Source organism: Brevibacillus laterosporus DSM 25, assembly GCF_002706795.1.
Classification (GTDB): Bacteria; Bacillota; Bacilli; order Brevibacillales; family Brevibacillaceae; genus Brevibacillus_B; species Brevibacillus_B laterosporus.
This window is the reverse complement of the sequence record NZ_CP017705.1, coordinates 4,442,531-4,460,432: the sequence shown is the minus strand read 5'-3', so window position 1 is coordinate 4,460,432 and position 17,902 is coordinate 4,442,531. Positions and strand designations below refer to the sequence as shown.

Here is a 17,902-nt window from a genome sequence, read left to right as displayed (position 1 = left end):
ATTTATTCTCCCCTATGCTCAACTCGAATCGGCTCATAATAAGCAAGGTTTTCTGCGGTTCTTCTGTTATCTTGTTCTCGTTTCTGTAGTTTAGTTGAATCTTGCTTTCCTTCTGGCCAGTACCTTTTTCTTTGGAATGAAATGTTTGGATTTATACTTTCCAGAGGTACTCGATGTGTTAGAGGGATTCCTTCATTACTCACAATAATATGAGCATTGTTTCCGCCCAATCCAAACGCACTAATTCCTGCTCGTAAAACAGCATATTTACTCACCCATTTCATTGGCTCTTGCACAATAAAAAATGGTGATTCTTCAAAATGAAAACGCGGATTAGGATGTTCACAATGCAATGTCGCAGGAAGCTCCTCATGAACAAGCGATAGCAATACCTTAATAAAACTGGCTACTCCAGCTGCACTCATCAAATGTCCGATATTACTTTTTACACTGCCCACACCGCAATATTGTTTTTGTAAGGTGTGTTTCTTACATACTTGGGTCAAAGCTTTCAATTCAATTGGATCACCAATCAAAGTGCCAGTTCCGTGTGTTTCCACATAACTTATTGTTTCTGGGTTTATTTTTGCGTCTACAATCGCTTTTTCAATTAACTCCCTCTGCGCCTCTGGATTCGGAGTGGTAATTCCCATTGTGTTCCCATCATTATTAATCGATGATCCCTCAATCACGCCATAAATTTTGTTTTGATCCCGAATTGCTTGTTGTAGAGGCTTTAAAATAAGGACTCCACATCCTTCGCCGAGGCCTATTCCATTAGCTTCAGCGCTAAAGGTTTTACAACGCCCATCCCGCGATAATACATTAGCTGCGCTCATTGCAACATACGGTGATTCATCTAATAGGATATCTACTCCCCCTGCTAAAGCAAGTTCGCTTTCTCCATTTTGAATGCTTCTAACAGCTAGATGAATGGCTGTTAGCGAGCTAGAGCAAGCCGTATCAATCACCATGTTAGGCCCTTTAAAGTTGTATACATGAGCTAAATGCGCTGCAATGAAATTTTGCCCTGTCCCAACGATGGTATCCTTAGTGCTTTGTTCTAGCTTTTGCGAAAAAGTGCTAGCTCGGGAGCCTACAAAAACCCCAACCTGTTTATTCCACAGGTCTTTTTCCTTATATCCTGCATCAAGGATCGCTTCTGCACTCACCTCTAACAGTTGTCGTTGAAGCGGATCAATTTGGTAGGCTAAGGGTTCTGGTATATGGAAATAATCAGGATCAAAATCTTCAATTGAATCTAAGAAGCCCCCCCATTTACTTATGCTTTTTCCTTCCGTGTATTCGTTTGAAGTGTAGAGCTTTTCAATATCCCAACGCGATTTTGGTATTTCTCGAATACTGTCCTTGCCTATCTTTAGATTTGCCCAATATTCTCGTGCATTCCTTGCATCTGGAAAATGACAAGCTATTCCGATTACAGCGATTTTATCTTGACCATTAAGCTGATGTTCATGCTCTTTATTAGCATGTGGTACTTCAGATACTGTGTTATGGTCATTTTCAATTATTGCTTTCCGTGAAGTCTTTTTCTCTTCAATAGAAAATAATGATTCTAATACGTCTGGGTATGTCTCGATCAAATAAGTAGTTAGACGCCCTATTGATGGATGTTCCAACAAAATAGATGGATCTAATGCTACAATTTTTAATTCACGGTCCATTTTTGTAATAATTTGTGCCAATAATATAGAATCCATACCATATTCTTGAAATAAGCTGTCAGCATCAACCAGGGAAGAATCTAGCATTAATTCTTTTGAAAATAATGCAAGTAACCATGATTGAGTTTTCTCCATAAGCTCATCGTGAACAACCTCTCCATGATTGACGACTTCTAGTCTCATGTGAGCATGCTGTACACCTGCAACACCAGCTTTTCTCTTTGATTGCATGAGCATTTCTGGCTTCCAAATCGGGGCTTGAATAATAGCAGGAAGAACAACAGGCCCCAGCTTCTTGGCTAAAATACGATCTAAAAACGAGAGTCCTTCTTTATTTGTCATACTGAGCATTCCTGATTGCTCATAGGAGCTGCTTTTCACTTCTCCCATACCGGTCTCTTTCCAGCTAGGCCATTGTATGCTCACAATTGGGCAAGAATGAGCTACTGACTCACTAAAATAGTCCATATAAGCATTAGCCATCGCATAGTCACTTTGACCCGCTCCTAAGCTTGGGACAATCGCAGAAACGGATGAAAACAATACAAAGAATTGTAATGGCTCTTCTTTTAAGACTCTGTACAGTACGCGTAAACCTTGAATCTTAGGTTCCATGACTTGATTGATTGTTTCATAGGATTTCCGTATAAATGCCGGATTTTCCATATCTACAGAACCCGCACAATGAATGACTCCACCAATTGAACCCATGGAAAGCTTCACTTGCTCCACGCACTTGCGTACTTCCTCCTCATCTGATAAAGCTAAGGAGAATACTTGGATTTCGGCACCAAGACTTTCCAATTGTTCAATAGCTCTGATTTTTTGCGCTGTAGATGAATGATGTTCCTTATATAAATCCCATTCTTCACGTGAAGGCAGTGACTCTCGTCCAGTTAGAACAATTCGTTTAGCACCATAATTTTCCACAAAATGTTTCGCACATAATAATCCGAGTCCTCTTGTTCCTCCTGTAATCCATAATACATGGGATGAAGGAAATACCTGCTTTTGACTTATAGTATCTATTTCGTCCTGCACTACATCAAGATAAGCACGATATCGTTGCCCATCCCGGTAACAAACTTCGACATCTTGACTTTCTGCAAATAACTCCTCAATGATTTGTTCTGCAAGGACATGATCTTCAAGATGTCTTTCTACATCCATGTGTCTTGAACAAACATAGCTGTATTCACTTTGTAATGTACGGTACAACCCAACCCGTGTGGCTCCTGCTACATTTATCGAGCCATTTTTGAAGGCTTCTAATCCTTTTGTGACACATAAAAGCATTACATTTTCTTTTTTTCCTATTCCGATTAGGGTTTGAAGAGTGAATATCCAACTAGTATCAGTCTGATCTTTAGAACCACATCCAGCTAGATCAATAATACCCGCATACTTTTTCCACTCCTCTTGTGAATGGCTTAGCTGTGCTGGTATTTCGTACATTTTCATAATTTTAGTATTTCGCATACGTTCGGAAATTCGCTTCGCTAACGGCTCTGTTTCATTCGTTGTCAAAATCGCAATGGTCCCATGTAATTCCTTGGCTTTATTTACATTTGCTAACTTCCAATATTTTTTGACAATGCAATCCGTGCGTGATTTTAATTTGCTGTGATGACTTGACTCGTTTAATGCGTTAACAAAGGTGGAAGTTGAGCTATTCCGAGATGGAGAAATCCAATACTGTTCTTTGGTGAAGGGATAGGTAGGCAAACTCATTTTCTGAGGCTTGTTTTCCCCATATAATTCGTTCCAGTCTATTTGTAATCCCTTGACCCATAAACGCAGTAATTTTGCATATTTTTTACGCTTGATCCATTTTTGAATAGCCTCTTGTAGTTCTTCATCCTGAAGGAAGATAGATACTGTCTCTTTATTTTGTTTTACTTTCCCTTGGTACACATTTTCCAGATTTGCTTGCTTATTACGATAGCCTTTAAGCTTTTCTTCAAGGTCATCTATAGATTCGACAATCATTCCAAGGCGTTCTTCCATTGCCTCTCTTCCTACTTGTAAGGTATATGCCATTTTTTGCAAATCGCGATCTGTATAGCTCTTCTCCTGGAGTGCAACTAACAGCTGATTTACTTGCTCCTGTAAACAATCCTCATTTTTGGCAGAGAGAACAAGGATGACAGGGTTGTTTTGGTGTGGACTAGTAGATTGGGCTACTTTGCTTGGAATAAATTCTTCTACGATTACATGTGCATTTGCTCCTCCTGCACCGAAGGATGAGATTCCTGCAATTCTTGGGCATTCTGTTGTTACTCCATTTATTTCTATTACAGGTCTCAACCATTCACTGAGCTCCTGCTGTACGGTAAAGGGAGTTTTGGCAAAATTGATATTCGGATTTAATTCCTTAGCGTGTAAACTTGGAACAAGCTTTTGGTTCTTCATTTGAAGAATAATTTTCGTTAATCCTGCTATACCTGCTGCCGCCTCTAAATGGCCAATATTACTCTTCACAGAGCCAATCGCACAAAAATTGGTATCTTGAGTATCTTTACTAAAGGCCTGATGAAGACCTGTGATTTCAATCGGATCACCTAACTCCGTCCCTGTTCCATGCGCCTCAATATAACTGATGGTTCGAGCATTTATTCCTGCTTTCTCCATTGCTTCTCGGACAAGTTCGCCTTGTGCTACTGGATTTGGAACTGTGTACCCATTAGTTTTCCCTCCATGATTAATACTCGTTGCACGGATTAATGCATGAACCTGATCACCATCTTCAAGGGCTTTTGAAAGAGGTTTTAATAAGAACGCCCCTACACCCTCGCCAGGAACAAACCCATCAGCAGCTTGTCCAAAGCTTTTGCATTTTCCTTCAGCAGAAAGCATTTGTTGTCCACATAATTGAATATAATTTGACGGATGTACATATAAGTTAACTCCGCCAACTATAGCCATTTCACATGCTCCATGGCGGATATGTTCACATGCTTCATGTATAGCTGTTAGAGAAGACGAACACATCGTATCGATTGGCATACTTGGACCTTTTAGGTTAAGTAAATACGATACTCGATTCGCAATCGAACTAAATGAGGTATATGGGAATAACTCCTCCCCCTCTTCCCATAGCTGTGGACCGTATAACTGAAACCCAGTTTTTGTAATGCCAGCAAAAACACCGACTCGTCCCTTATGTCGCATTGCGAGTTGCTCCCTAGTGTACCCTGCATCCTCTAGGACTTCCCAACAAGTCTGAATGAATAAACGTTCCTGTGGGTCCATATTTATCGCTTCACGAGGTGAGATCGAAAAGAACAGAGGATCAAAGCTTGCAAAATCTTGGAGAAACCCACCCCATTTGCTATAACTTTTCCCTTTAGCAAAAGCGTTTTTTCGATTCGCATCATAGAAATTTTCCGTTGACCAGCGTTCCTCCGGGATTTCTACAATACAATCCTTTCCTTGTGCAAGATTATTCCAATATTGTTGCAGGGTGTTTGCTTGTGGATAATGACCGCTCATTCCAATAATCGCAATGGGTTCAAGCAGTGTCTGTGTCTGTGGCTCTGGCTTCTGCTCCATTGGTACATCGACATGGCTAGGGGATCGTTTTGTTCCTTTGCTAGATATCTGACTGGGTAATTCTTTTTCCACACTATGATTTAAAACTGATATCTTTGCATCTACGCTCATTTCCTGAGCTAGCCCTGTCCATTCCATACACTGTTCTAGATGATGGAGAGTAAAATATTTGGTTACTTCCTCCACTGTTTGATATTCATAAAAAATGGTTTTAGAACATTCCCCAAAAATCCCTTCAAGCTTTTGATTCAGCTCGATGATGACCAGTGAATCAATTCCATATTGATCTAAAGTCTCCGAAGCATCAATTTGATCAACGCTTATCTTTAATTGCTCCCCCAGTAGAGTTTTCAATTTAGTCTGGGTTCTTTCTTCTACAATAGCCTTGTCGATCTGGAGAACAGATTGTTCAATGGAAGGCTCCATTTTTTTTACTTGCTTCGTTAGGAAATAAGCTCTGAGCTTCGGCAAGTCTCCCTCCATAAGCACCAATCTATTCTTTCTGGCTGTAAACATTTGATATATATTTTCAATGCCTGTTTTAGTGTCAATTCCGATCATACCGGTATTTTTCAGTAACATTTTTTCCGTTTCTAAGGGAACGTGCATACCGCCTTCTTTCCAAAGCGGCCAGTTAATAGAGAATGTTAGACCTTTACGTTCATTCGCATCAGCTAACTGATTCCGATACTCAGCATAGTAGTCAATAAATGCATTACCCATCGCATAATCTGCTTGCCCAGGATTGCCTATGGCTCCTGACATAGATGAAAATAAAAGGAAGAAATCCAATGGTATGTCTTTGGTAGCTTCATCTAAGTAAATGGTCCCTGCAACTTTAGGAGAGAGGACATTAATTACCTCGGCAGTATTTTTCTTCAGGATATAATTATCTTGAATGATTCCTGCACTATGAATGATCCCATTTAGACTTCCAAACTCTTCTTGAATTTGTTTAACTACTTGCTCCACTTCATCTTTCTTCGTAATATCAATCTGTCTATAGATGACTCTAGCACCTACTGATTGCAGTTCTCGTAACCTTGCTGTCTTCTCTTCCCTCAGTTCAGATCTTCCCGTGAGAATTACGGTTACATTTTTGCTTTTCTGCACAATTTCTTTCGCAAAAATACGCCCTAATCCGCCAGCTCCGCCTGTAATTAGATAAACGCCATGATCTTTCCAAGGAATTTTATCAGCTTCCGCTACGCCTTCTCTTTCATTCCAACAAGCTACCCAACGACTTTCTTGTTCATATCGAATATGTCTATCCTCAGGACATTGCTTGTTGTTTCTAATTTTTTCAATCAGCTCGGTTTGTTTGATTCCTTGCTCTACCTCAATCATTTGCCCAATGATTTTTGGATTTTCCAGTCTTGCTGTTTGTAATAATCCTACCAGTCCTGAAAAAACTTGCTGTTCTCCTTGATAAGAACCAACTATTTGAATCAAAACATTTCCTTCTGGTTTAGATTGAACAATCTGTTGTACGGTTTCAAAAGCTTGCACTGCATAGCTTTCGAATCTTTGTTCAAGCCTAGTATTTTCTGAGTGTAGAGAAATAAAGGTTATTCCATTTGTTTGTGCTACCAATTGATCCCGTACATGTACAAACGGTTCGCATAGCATGACAATGTGTTGATGGTAATTTGGCACGCGCTCTCTCTGAGTGATTTCTTGTTCCTTCCAGACCGGCTCAAGGGTTATCTTGCCTATATGCTTACGATTATCAGACTGATCGTCTTCTTCTGGTATCCAATATCGTTCCTTTGCGAATGGATAGGTTGGAAGAGATATTCTCGAATAATGATTTTGTAAAAACATTTGGTCAAATTCCAGTTCATAGCCTTGTGTATATAAAGCCGCTAAGGTAGACAAATGACCTATATATGCGCTACCATCTGTTTCAATAGTTAGTTTTCGAATATACTCATTCCCATATTGCTTCATTGCTATTTGTTCTTGTTGCTCTTTTTTATCTAAAACAGAAGCATATACCTCAGACGCTTCCCCTTTTTCTATCCACTTTTTCAGAGCGTCCACAAGCTCATTTTGCTCATGAACGACACAAGCTAATCGATGATTACAGTGTTTTCTTCCCATTAGTAATGTATAACTCATATTGCCATAATCAATCTTATCCTTATGTTCACAATACTGGATTAATCGTTTTACTTGCTGATGTAGTTGATCTTGTGTACGAGCAGATAACGTGATTAAATAGCCTGGTTTGGGTTCAGAAGCCTTCTCCACATAGGGGGCTTCTTCAATAACCATATGTGCATTCGTACCGCTAAATCCAAAGGAGCTAATGGCCGCGCAACGCTTCATGTTTGGTTCCACAGACCATTCCGTAAGTTTAGTATTTACATAAAAAGGACTATCTTCAAAATTAATATTCGTATTACCCTTCTCATAATGCAGGGTTGGTGGAATTTGTTTTTGCTGTAAGGACAATAGAATTTTAATAAGCCCTGCCACCCCTGCGGCAAATGTCAAATGTCCGATATTACTTTTTATCGATCCGATTGCACAATAATTTTTCTCGTTCGTATAATTACTGAAAGCTCGCGTTAAAGCCTTATACTCAATTGGGTCACCAAGCTTGGTTCCTGTTCCATGAGCTTCAACCATTTGAATGTGCTGTGGATCAATGTGAAACGTATCATACACTTCTCGCTCTAATCGTTCTTGCGATTTCGCGCTCGGTGCTGTAATTCCATTGGTAGTCCCATCCTGATTAATAGCTGAGCCGCGAATAACACCATAAATATGATCTCCATCTGCTATTGCATCTGAAAGTCGCTTAAGTACAACCACCCCTGCTCCTTCACCAAGTACAAAGCCATCCGCACGCTCGTCAAATGTATAGCAGCGACCTGTAGGAGATAACATTCCTGCACGATTTGTAAATTGATAGATTCCCGGAGTTGATTGAATGAATACACCACCAGCTAGGGCCATCTCTGTTTCTTTCGTCCATAAGCCTTGACATGCTAGATGAATGGCTACAAGGGAGCTTGAGCATGCTGTATCTACAGCAATGGCCGGACCTTGTAAATTCAAATAATAGGCAATGCGTGCAGGAATGATTGAATTTGCAGTACCCCAGAAAGCCTGCGGTGGTGGATTATGTCCAAGTAACTGTTGGTAATCGTTCGCACCACACCCTACGTAAATACCGCATTTTTTCCCCTGAACACCCGCGCCAGCATATCCCGCATCCTCTAAGGCCTTCCACGTTTCTTCTAAAAAGATTCGTTGCTGTGGGTCCATATATTCAGCCTCAGAGCCCGAAATATTGAAAAAGAGTGGGTCAAACCGATCGATATCATCTACAAAGCTACCTTGCTGTGGGAAGCTCATACCCTGCTTGTCATACCTAGATAAATCCCAGCGAGACACTTCCCCAACTAAATCGTTACCACCAGCAAGATGCTCCCATAATTCATAGACTGTTTCTGATTTTGCGAAACGTCCACTCATTCCAATGATAGCTATGTCTGTTTTATTCTTTTCAACACCGATAGTAGATTCAATCCTGTCAAGCAAAGTAGGCTGAGAAGTTATGCCCTCTTGATTTTTTGATTCTTTCGTCAGCGTCATGATTGGCGGTACATTCTGTTCTACATTTTGAAATAACTGTTGCATAATGGTCTTTCTATACTCAGATATAATATGCGATGCTAATAAATTGACGGAACTATAATCAAATAAAGTAGTCGTGTCTAATGTAATATTCATCGCTTGATTAATAACTTGGACGAGCTTTACTCCTGTAATGGAATCTACTCCGTAATCAGAAAACGATTCATGATAATTGATCATTTGAATATCGACCAGTAACGATTCTGAAATCTTTTGAATGATCATGTTCATAACATAATCAAGCATTTTTGGTTCAATGCCCTGTTGATCTGTAGAAGCCAAAATCTGTTGATTTGATGTTACATGCTTCCTCTCGTCTCTTTTCTGATCATTGCTTGGTTGTTTTTGAATGTCTTGTTTGTGACGTATAAGTCCGTCACTTTTGGCAACAAAGATTTGCTGACCTAACTCCTCGGCATCTATTGCTGGAAATAAGACGGATGTAAAGCCTTCTACTGTTAATACTTTCTTCCATCCTTTTGCGCATAATCCTGGGCAGCCTGGGATGCGAAGTGCCGTATCTTCATACAGCCACCACCCCTCTAGTAGCCCAAATGTAAGATGATTAAACAATGTCTTCTCCGTGATTTCATTTATGACAATGATTCCGTTTCTCTTTAACAGGGCTTTAGCATGCCTTATTGTCTGATGAATGTTAGGAGTTGCATGTAGAACATTTGCTGCAATGACCACATCATAAGTACCTATATCTATATTTTGCTTCATGATCGATTCATTGATATTTAACATCTTATAGGTTAAAAAAGGATTGCTAGGACCATATTCCCGGGCTCCATGCATAAGAAATGCTTTAGAAATATCCGTATAGCAGTATTCTTGAATATGGTCGTGATAGGGCGTCAATTTTTGCAATACTGTAGCACTTGTACCTCCTGTTCCCGCTCCGATCTCCAGTATCCTGATTTTCGCATTCGAATTACGATCTATCTGCTCCTGTACATAGGAAATTACTGTCTGAGCTAGCACATTATTAAAATAATCTGCAATCTTATTATGTTTGTAAATTCCCTCAACCAATTGCATAGAAGAATGAGGAAACATAATTTCGGTAGCTTTGCTTGTTCCATTCAAAATATCTGGCAATGCACGTAGCATTGTTTCAACTAACATTACTTTAGCCTTCGTATTACTATCCTCAAGCCATTCATGCTTCTTACTATCCCACTCTTCCCATAGTAATTCTTGAGCTATTAGAGTTTGATCACATAGGTGAAATGTTTCTCCAACTTGTTTGATATAGTGTTCCTGTTCCAAAAAATCTAAGCTTACCTCTAACCATTTATTATAAAAATCCGGTAATTTGGTTTGCGCTTGAAAACGGGAGAGAGAGTTACTTGATATCAATCCCATAGATGATAATTGAGCCAACAATAGCTTCATCAATAATTCATTCATTATTTCCATTTGTTTCTTTTCTTCATATATCTCATTACGCTTATACGCTTGCATGTTCATCTCTCCACACATCTAGATTCTATAAGTAAGAAACCCTTCGTTTTACATTAGAGTAATTTTATTACATCATGACGAAAGAATGTGCCCTGTTTACATGTATCCACGTAGAAGATGTAGTCATTTTTGCGAACGCTAATTGGTTCATCGGTCCGATCAAGAGAGCTTCTAATGCTTCCATTGCCTCTGGAGGTTCAATCGAACCAACTCCTCTATTATGCATCCGTCTTTGATATTCTTCGGATGCCACTGTACCTACCGTTCCCCAGTACCCCCAGTTCATAACTTTCACGGCACACGGCCACTCCAGAGCGAGCTGGCTTGCAAAAGCATCTTTAAACGTACATCCTGCTACATAGTTGCTTTGTCCCGCTGCTTTTACAAACGAATTCATCGAGGAGAAAAATAAAACAAAATCAAGCGGCTCCTGCTCAAATACTTCTGCTATATTCACACTCACATCTACCTTGACACGGAGTCCCGCCCGGAATCTTTCCTCATCCATATTAGCTAGACTTTTATCCAGCAGAACGATGGCAGAATGTACGATGCCATGTATGTGACCATATTGCTGTTTGATTTCTTCGTAGGCTCGGTACAGCTCTTCTTGATCTGTTGCATCTGCCACGATATAGCTCGGTGTGGGGCCTATCGATGCTAGTCGATCTATTTTTGCTTGAATATTGGCATCTTTTTCTCTTCTTCCGATCCAAATCACCTTGGCTTCGTACATTCGAATCACATATTCACTCCATACTTCGCCAATTCCCCCAGCTCCGCCAATCACCACATACACGCCACCGTTCTTATACAGCGTCTCATCCTGCCTGTTATAACGTACAGGAACCAGCTCTTGATGATGCCATTGCTGTTCTCGATAGACGTAAGCGTTCCCTTCCTCATGACTTGGTAGGGTGAATAGCTCCGGCATGGGCCAGGTAGCTGCTGACTCCAGATCGATGACTCGGATTTTCCAATGACTATATTCCTTTGCCAACGTCCCCATTAATCCATGAATACTGGCATGGGTCGGATTTACTTCATCGTATTTATGAATGGGCTGAGCTTGTATGGTAATGACAGTCCAGCCTATTGGTCTGCTATCGTATCCAAGAGCGAGCAGACTTTTGATGATTTTAAATAGATAGATCACACCTGCTTCTTGCCCCTCGATATTGGCATCGTCTGTTATCGATGAATTGTGCTCCTCTGGTGCCATCCAGAAAATATGGTCGATTGGGGCATGCTGTCTCAATTCTCGGATGATTTCCTCTATCGTATTCCCACTATGAATAGGTAGCACACGAGCATGAGGGTACTGTTTTCGGATTTCACTCCAATTTGTTTCATTGCCTCCAATAATGACGAGGTTTTCATTTAACGAAGGAGTAATTTGTTGTTTCTCATAGCGTAGAGGTTCCCAAACCGGCGCTATCATAATTGGTTCTTCATCAATTGCTGGTAACCTATCACACTGGTTTAATTCTCCTTGTACATCAGAAGTATGTTGTAGCGACACGGGATGCATTTCATTTAATACTCCTTGCCCTTCATTATTATCATTTCTATTGGAATTCTTATCACTTTCAGGCACCCAGTAAAACTCTTTTGCAAACGGATAAGTAGGAAGAGGGATTTTAGCATAGTGATCATCTTCAAATAGGTGCTCAAAATCTAATTCATACCCTTGGGTATACAAGAATGCCAGCATAGACAGCTGTTCAATATAAACATTGGCAGTCATAACCGCATTTATATTTCGTATACATTCATTACCGTAGCGCTTTAATTCCATTTGCTCGCGTTGCTCATTTTTATTTACGATAGACGTATATACTTCTGGTGCTTTTCCACTTTCTAGCCACCTTTTCAAGACAGGTACGAGTTCATTCCGTTCGTGAACCACAAAGGCTAACCGGTGATTAAAGTGTTTTCTTCCCATCAGTAAGGTATAACTCATGTCCCCATAGTGAACCTGATCTGCTTTTTCACAATACTGAATGATATGCTCTACTTGTTGTTTTAACTGGTCTTGGGTACGAGCAGATAATGTAAGTAAATAGCCTGATTTTAGTGTAGATGTTATCTGTCTTCTCGGAGCTTCTTCAATAACCATATGTGCATTCGTTCCACTAAAGCCAAACGAGCTAATCGCAGCACAGCGTTTCTTATCTGGTTCAACCGTCCACTCTGTAAGCGAAGTATTCACATAAAAAGGACTGTCTTCAAATTCGATATTTGAATTACCCTTCTGGAAATGTAGGGTTGGCGGCATTTGTTTATGCTGTAAAGACAATAAAATTTTAATGATTCCTGTGACTCCAGCCGCAAAGGCTAGATGCCCAAGATTACTTTTTATTGACCCGATTGCACAATAATGTTTCTCATCTGTATATTTGGTAAATGCTCGCGTCAAAGCCTGAAATTCGATCGGATCCCCAAGCTTCGTACCGGTTCCATGCGCTTCGATCATTTGAATGTTTCGAGGCTGAATGTGAAAAGTATCATAGACCTCTTGTTCCAGTCGTTCTTGCGATTTGGCGCTAGGTGCTGTAATACCATTTGTACTGCCATCCTGATTAACTCCTGAGCCACGAATCACGCCATAAATATGATCCCTGTCCGCGATTGCATCAGACAAACGTTTAAGTATGATTGCCCCAGCTCCTTCACCAGGAACAAAACCATCCGCACGTTCGTCAAAGGTATGACACCGACCAGTAGGAGATAACATCCCAGCTCGATTCGATTCCAGATAAAAAGCAGGAGTAGATTGCAGGAATACACCGCCTGCCAATGCCATCTCTGTTTCTTTCGTCCAAAGACTTTGACAAGCAAGATGTATCGCTACTAAAGAACTTGAGCACGCGGTATCTACAGCTATGGCCGGTCCCTGCAAATCTAAATAGTAAGCAATACGTGCAGCAATGATGGAGGCGGCATTTCCCCAAAACGAAGTCGCAGGGGGCTCTGTATCGAATAAATTTTGATAGTCTTTGCCGCTACAGCCTACATAAACTCCACACTTCTTGCCCTCAACTCCCGCTCCCGCATATCCAGCGTCCTCTAATGCCTTCCAGGATTCCTCTAAAAAGATTCGTTGCTGCGGATCCATATAAATCGCCTCAGCACCTGAAATATTAAAGAAAAGCGGATCAAATTGATCGATGTGCTCAACAAAACTGCCCTGATTACAATAAGATGTGCCTTCTTTGTAATACTGTGACAGATCCCAACGCGATACTTCTTCCACTAGGTCATTGCCCTTTGATAGATGCTCCCATAACTCATGGACTGTTCTTGACTTCGCAAATCTTCCGCTCATCCCAATGATCGCAATAGGTTCTTTTTGGATAGCTGGGGCTACTTTATATTGATATCGTTCTGGGATCTGTACGACTATTTTTCCGATATTTTCTCGATTTTCCATGCATTGATACGCTTCTTTAATGTCATCAAATAAAAATACTTTATAGATAGTCGGCTGAATCACATTTTCCTTTATTAATCGAAGCATCTCTTTTCGATAACCTCGTAGTACATTAGGTTGTTCCAAACCCAATTTTCTCAGATCAATGCTATAAAAAGACTGGTTGTTGTTTAAAATGGATAAATCAATTGTCCTGGCGCTTTTAAGTGCTGTCATCGCAATTTCAATGTATCTACCACCTCTTGCTAGACATCCAAACCCTTTTTGAATGGCATCTCCTGCTAACGTATTGATGACGACATCAACGCCTTTACCATCCGTCAGTCGATAGATTTCTTGCTCAAAATCAGAATCAATGTAATTGATAGCATGTGACACGCCAATTTGTCTTACATACTCTAGCTTGTGCTCAGAACCTGCAGTAGCATAAATTTCAGCTCCATAATACTTGGCTAGCTGGACAGCAATAAGTCCAACTCCGCCGGTTGCTGTTTGAATAAGGATTTTTTCGCCCTTCTTTACTTGTGCTTTCCGAAAAGCAGCTATAACCGTCATCGATACAATGGGTAAAGAGCAAGCTTCTTCAAAGGACAACGAAGAAGGCTTAGGAAAAACATCGGCTGCCTTACAGGTAAGTAAGCTGGCCTGCCCTGCCAAATGTTCTCCCCCGCAATAAACAACCTCATCTCCAGGACGGATTGAGCTTACTGCATTCCCCACTTCTACTACTACACCACTAGACTCAAATCCAGGAGTAAATGGGTATGGGGGCATAGTCGGATATAAGCCTTGCAAACATAATAAATCTCCAAAATTTAAGGAAAAAGCACGAACTGAAATTCTCACTTCATCTGCTTTTAATTCGAGAATGTCGGACTCTACTATCTGAATATCATCTGTACTCCCTGGGGATTCAATTAGTACTCTATGAAACATCGATCGTTCCTTTATAATGGGTGAATGTACATCTGATTGATCAACTGCTACTTTTAAAGAGTCGCTTTTTTTGATATTTTTTTCGCTAGAAGCTTTCACTTTTCGTTGACCGTTTTGCATGGCCTCTACTTTACTCCACTTTGAACTTGCAACTTCTACAGGTGTTTTTTCTTCCAATAAAGCTACTATAGTCGATCTATATTCCCTAATCATGTAATGAACCAATTGATTCACGTTATTGTAGTCAAACACAACAGTCGTTTGTAGCCTTGTATGGCATCTTTTATTAATGAGTTGAATGAGTTGAATACCGATAATTGAATCTACACCATACTCCGAAAAACTCCGATCGTTTTGAATCATTGCTTCACTGATCTTCAATTCTTCACAAATACTTTCTCTGATTATCTGTATAAGATGTTCCTCGATCATTTGATCTGTAACATTGATGTGCTCCATCCTGTCCTCAGGATTCTCCATTGAAGACGACTTTTGATGACGTTCCTTATGTGCAAATTGTGTATCACTCTCGTCTTGTCTATTGTTATAGTCTAGTGTCGATGCAGTAGGAACAGGGTCTTGCAATTGCATGGTGACTCCATCACTTTTTGCACAGATAATCTGTTGCTTATAGTCGTTTTTTTCATTTACTGGGAAGGAAATAGAATGGAACCCTTCCGTTTTTAATACCTTTTTCCAGCTATCTGGATATAATCCTGGACAACCTGGAATACGTAGTGCCGTATCTTCATACATCCACCAGCCTTGTAAAAAACCAAAGGTAAGATGTGTAAACACTGAACGATCTGCTATTTCATTTAATAGCAATAAACCATTATTTTTCATTGTAGCTTTCACATTACGTAGCGTATGTCGTATATTTTTCGTAGCATGCACTACATTTGTCGCAATGACCAGATCATAGCTATTCGGTTCAATGTCCTGATTGGCAACAGGTTGTTCAATATTAAAAATCTTATAGGTTAAAAATGGATAATCTGGTCCATATTCCTTCTCTCCATGTCTAAGAAAAGCTAACGAAAGATCCGTATAGCAATATTCCTCGATATACTTCTGATAAGGCTTTATCTTGGGAAGAACGCTAGCACTGGTTCCTCCCGTACCTGCTCCAATCTCTAAAATTCGGATTGGTTTACTTGCAATCGTGCTTTGATTACTACGCTCCTGCATAAAAGCAACTATTTTTTCAGAAAGTACTTCATTAAAGTGATCTGCAAGTAGATTATGTTTATATACCCCTTCCACTAAAATCATAGATGACTGGGGAAACATTACATCAGTGGCAGGTTGTATTCCTGTGAGTATCTCAGGTAGCGCACCTAGCATCGTCTCTACCAATACGACCTGAGATTTTAGGTTAGCATCTCCTAGCCATTCCTTCTTTCGCTGTTCCCACTCTTTCCACGAGTCGGTCAATTCAATAGAAGGGTTTTTCATGACCGTACACATTTCTTTGTCAAATGACAAATAACCATACTCTATGAATATAGCGATCGTCTCATCTACCCATTTTTCATATAAATCGATGATTCCCATTCTTGTTATGACAGTTGCTGGATCGAAGGTGTTAGATATAAACATTCCCATCCCTCTACATTGGTCCCACAATAACTTGACTAGAAGCTTATCCATATCGTCCAATTGCTTAGTCACATAAATGAATTGGTCATCATTTCTCATGTTTTATCTCTCCAATGATTGATTTCTGACGAATACGAATTTTTTTATTGATAAATGGTAATACATTTTCTTCGATTGACATTAACCCAAGCAGAGGATGAAGTCATTTTTGCAAACGCTAATTGGTTCATCGGTCCTATCAAGAGAGCTTCTAATGCTTCCATTGCCTCTGGAGGTTCAATCGAACCAACTCCTCTATTATGCATCCGTCTTTGATATTCTTCGGATGCCACTGTGCCTACCGTTCCCCAGTACCCCCAGTTCATAACTTTCACGGCACACGGCCACTCCAGAGCGAGCTGGCTTGCAAAAGCATCTTTAAACGTACATCCTGCTACATAGTTGCTTTGTCCCGCTGCTTTTACAAACGAATTCATCGAGGAGAAAAATAAAACAAAATCAAGCGGCTCCTGCTCAAATACTTCTGCTATATTCACACTCACATCTACCTTGACACGGAGTCCCGCCCGGAATCTTTCCTCATCCATATTTGCTAGACTTTTATCCAGCAAAACGATGGCAGAATGTACGATGCCATGTATGTGACCATATTGCTGTTTGATTTCTTCGTAGGCTCGGTACAGCTCTTCTTGATCTGTTGCATCTGCCACGATATAGCTCGGTGTGGGGCCTATCGATGCTAGTCGATCTATTTTTGCTTGAATATTGGCATCCTTTTCTCTTCTTCCGATCCAAATCACCTTGGCTTCGTACATTCGAATCACATATTCACTCCATACTTCGCCAATTCCCCCAGCTCCGCCAATCACCACATACACGCCACCGTTCTTATACAGCGTCTCATCCTGCTTGTTATAACGTACAGGAACCAGCTCTTGATGATGCCATTGCTGTTCTCGATAGACGTAAGCGTTTCCTTCTTCATGACTTGGTAGGGTGAATAGCTCCGGCATGGGCCAGGTAGCTGCTGACTCCAGATCAATGACTCGGATTTTCCAATGACTATATTCCTTTGCCAACGTCCCCATTAATCCATGAATACTGGCATGGGTCGGATTTACTTCATCGTATTTATGAATCGGCTGAGCTTGTATGGTAATGACAGTCCAGCCTATTGGTCTGCTATCGTATCCAAGAGCAAGCAGACTTTTGATGATTTTAAATAAATAGATCACACCTGCTTCTTGCCCCTCGATAATGGCATCGTCTGTTATCGATGAATTGTGCTCCTCTGGTGCGATCCATAAAATATGGTCGATTGGGGCATGCTGTCTCAATTCTCGGATGATTTCCTCGACCGTATTCCCACTATGAATAGGTAGCACACGAGCATGGGGGTACTGTTTTCGGATATCACTCCAATTTGTTTCATTGCCTCCAACTATGACGAGGTTGTCATCAATTGAAGGAATCCTTTGTCCTGTTTCATGAGGAATTACTTCCCAAATAGGGGATACCAGCATGGGTTCAAATGGAGGTGTGATTATAGCTTCTCTCGACGTAGAATCCATAGAGC

General features: G+C 40.5%; 3 protein-coding genes. All 3 read right to left on the bottom strand.

Annotated elements, in window-relative coordinates:
* Positions 1-2: 2 nt before the first annotated feature.
* The 3 genes from BrL25_RS21230 to BrL25_RS25895 all read right to left on the bottom strand — a co-directional run bounded on the left by BrL25_RS21230 (position 3) and on the right by BrL25_RS25895 (position 17,897).
* Positions 3-10,355 carry an SDR family NAD(P)-dependent oxidoreductase gene (locus BrL25_RS21230; RefSeq protein WP_018671103.1) on the bottom strand — a complete coding sequence of 3,451 codons (10,353 nt, stop codon included), beginning with the start codon at positions 10,353-10,355 and terminating at the stop codon, positions 3-5.
* A 67-nt stretch (positions 10,356-10,422) separates the two neighbouring features.
* A complete protein-coding gene (locus BrL25_RS21225; RefSeq protein ID WP_099327283.1) occupies positions 10,423-16,425 on the bottom strand; it encodes an SDR family NAD(P)-dependent oxidoreductase in 6,003 nt (2,000 codons plus the stop codon).
* Between the two features lie 44 nt (positions 16,426-16,469).
* Positions 16,470-17,897, bottom strand: a complete 1,428-nt coding sequence (locus BrL25_RS25895) for an SDR family NAD(P)-dependent oxidoreductase (protein WP_236848071.1) — start codon at positions 17,895-17,897, stop codon at positions 16,470-16,472.
* Between the last annotated feature and the right edge of the window lie 5 nt (positions 17,898-17,902).

Coding starts and splice junctions, on each gene's coding strand:
- BrL25_RS21230 (WP_018671103.1), bottom strand. CDS start 10,355: ATGCAAGCGTATAAGCGTAATGAGATATATGAAGAAAAGAAACAAATG.
- BrL25_RS21225 (WP_099327283.1), bottom strand. CDS start 16,425: ATGAGAAATGATGACCAATTCATTTATGTGACTAAGCAATTGGACGAT.
- BrL25_RS25895 (WP_236848071.1), bottom strand. CDS start 17,897: ATGGATTCTACGTCGAGAGAAGCTATAATCACACCTCCATTTGAACCC.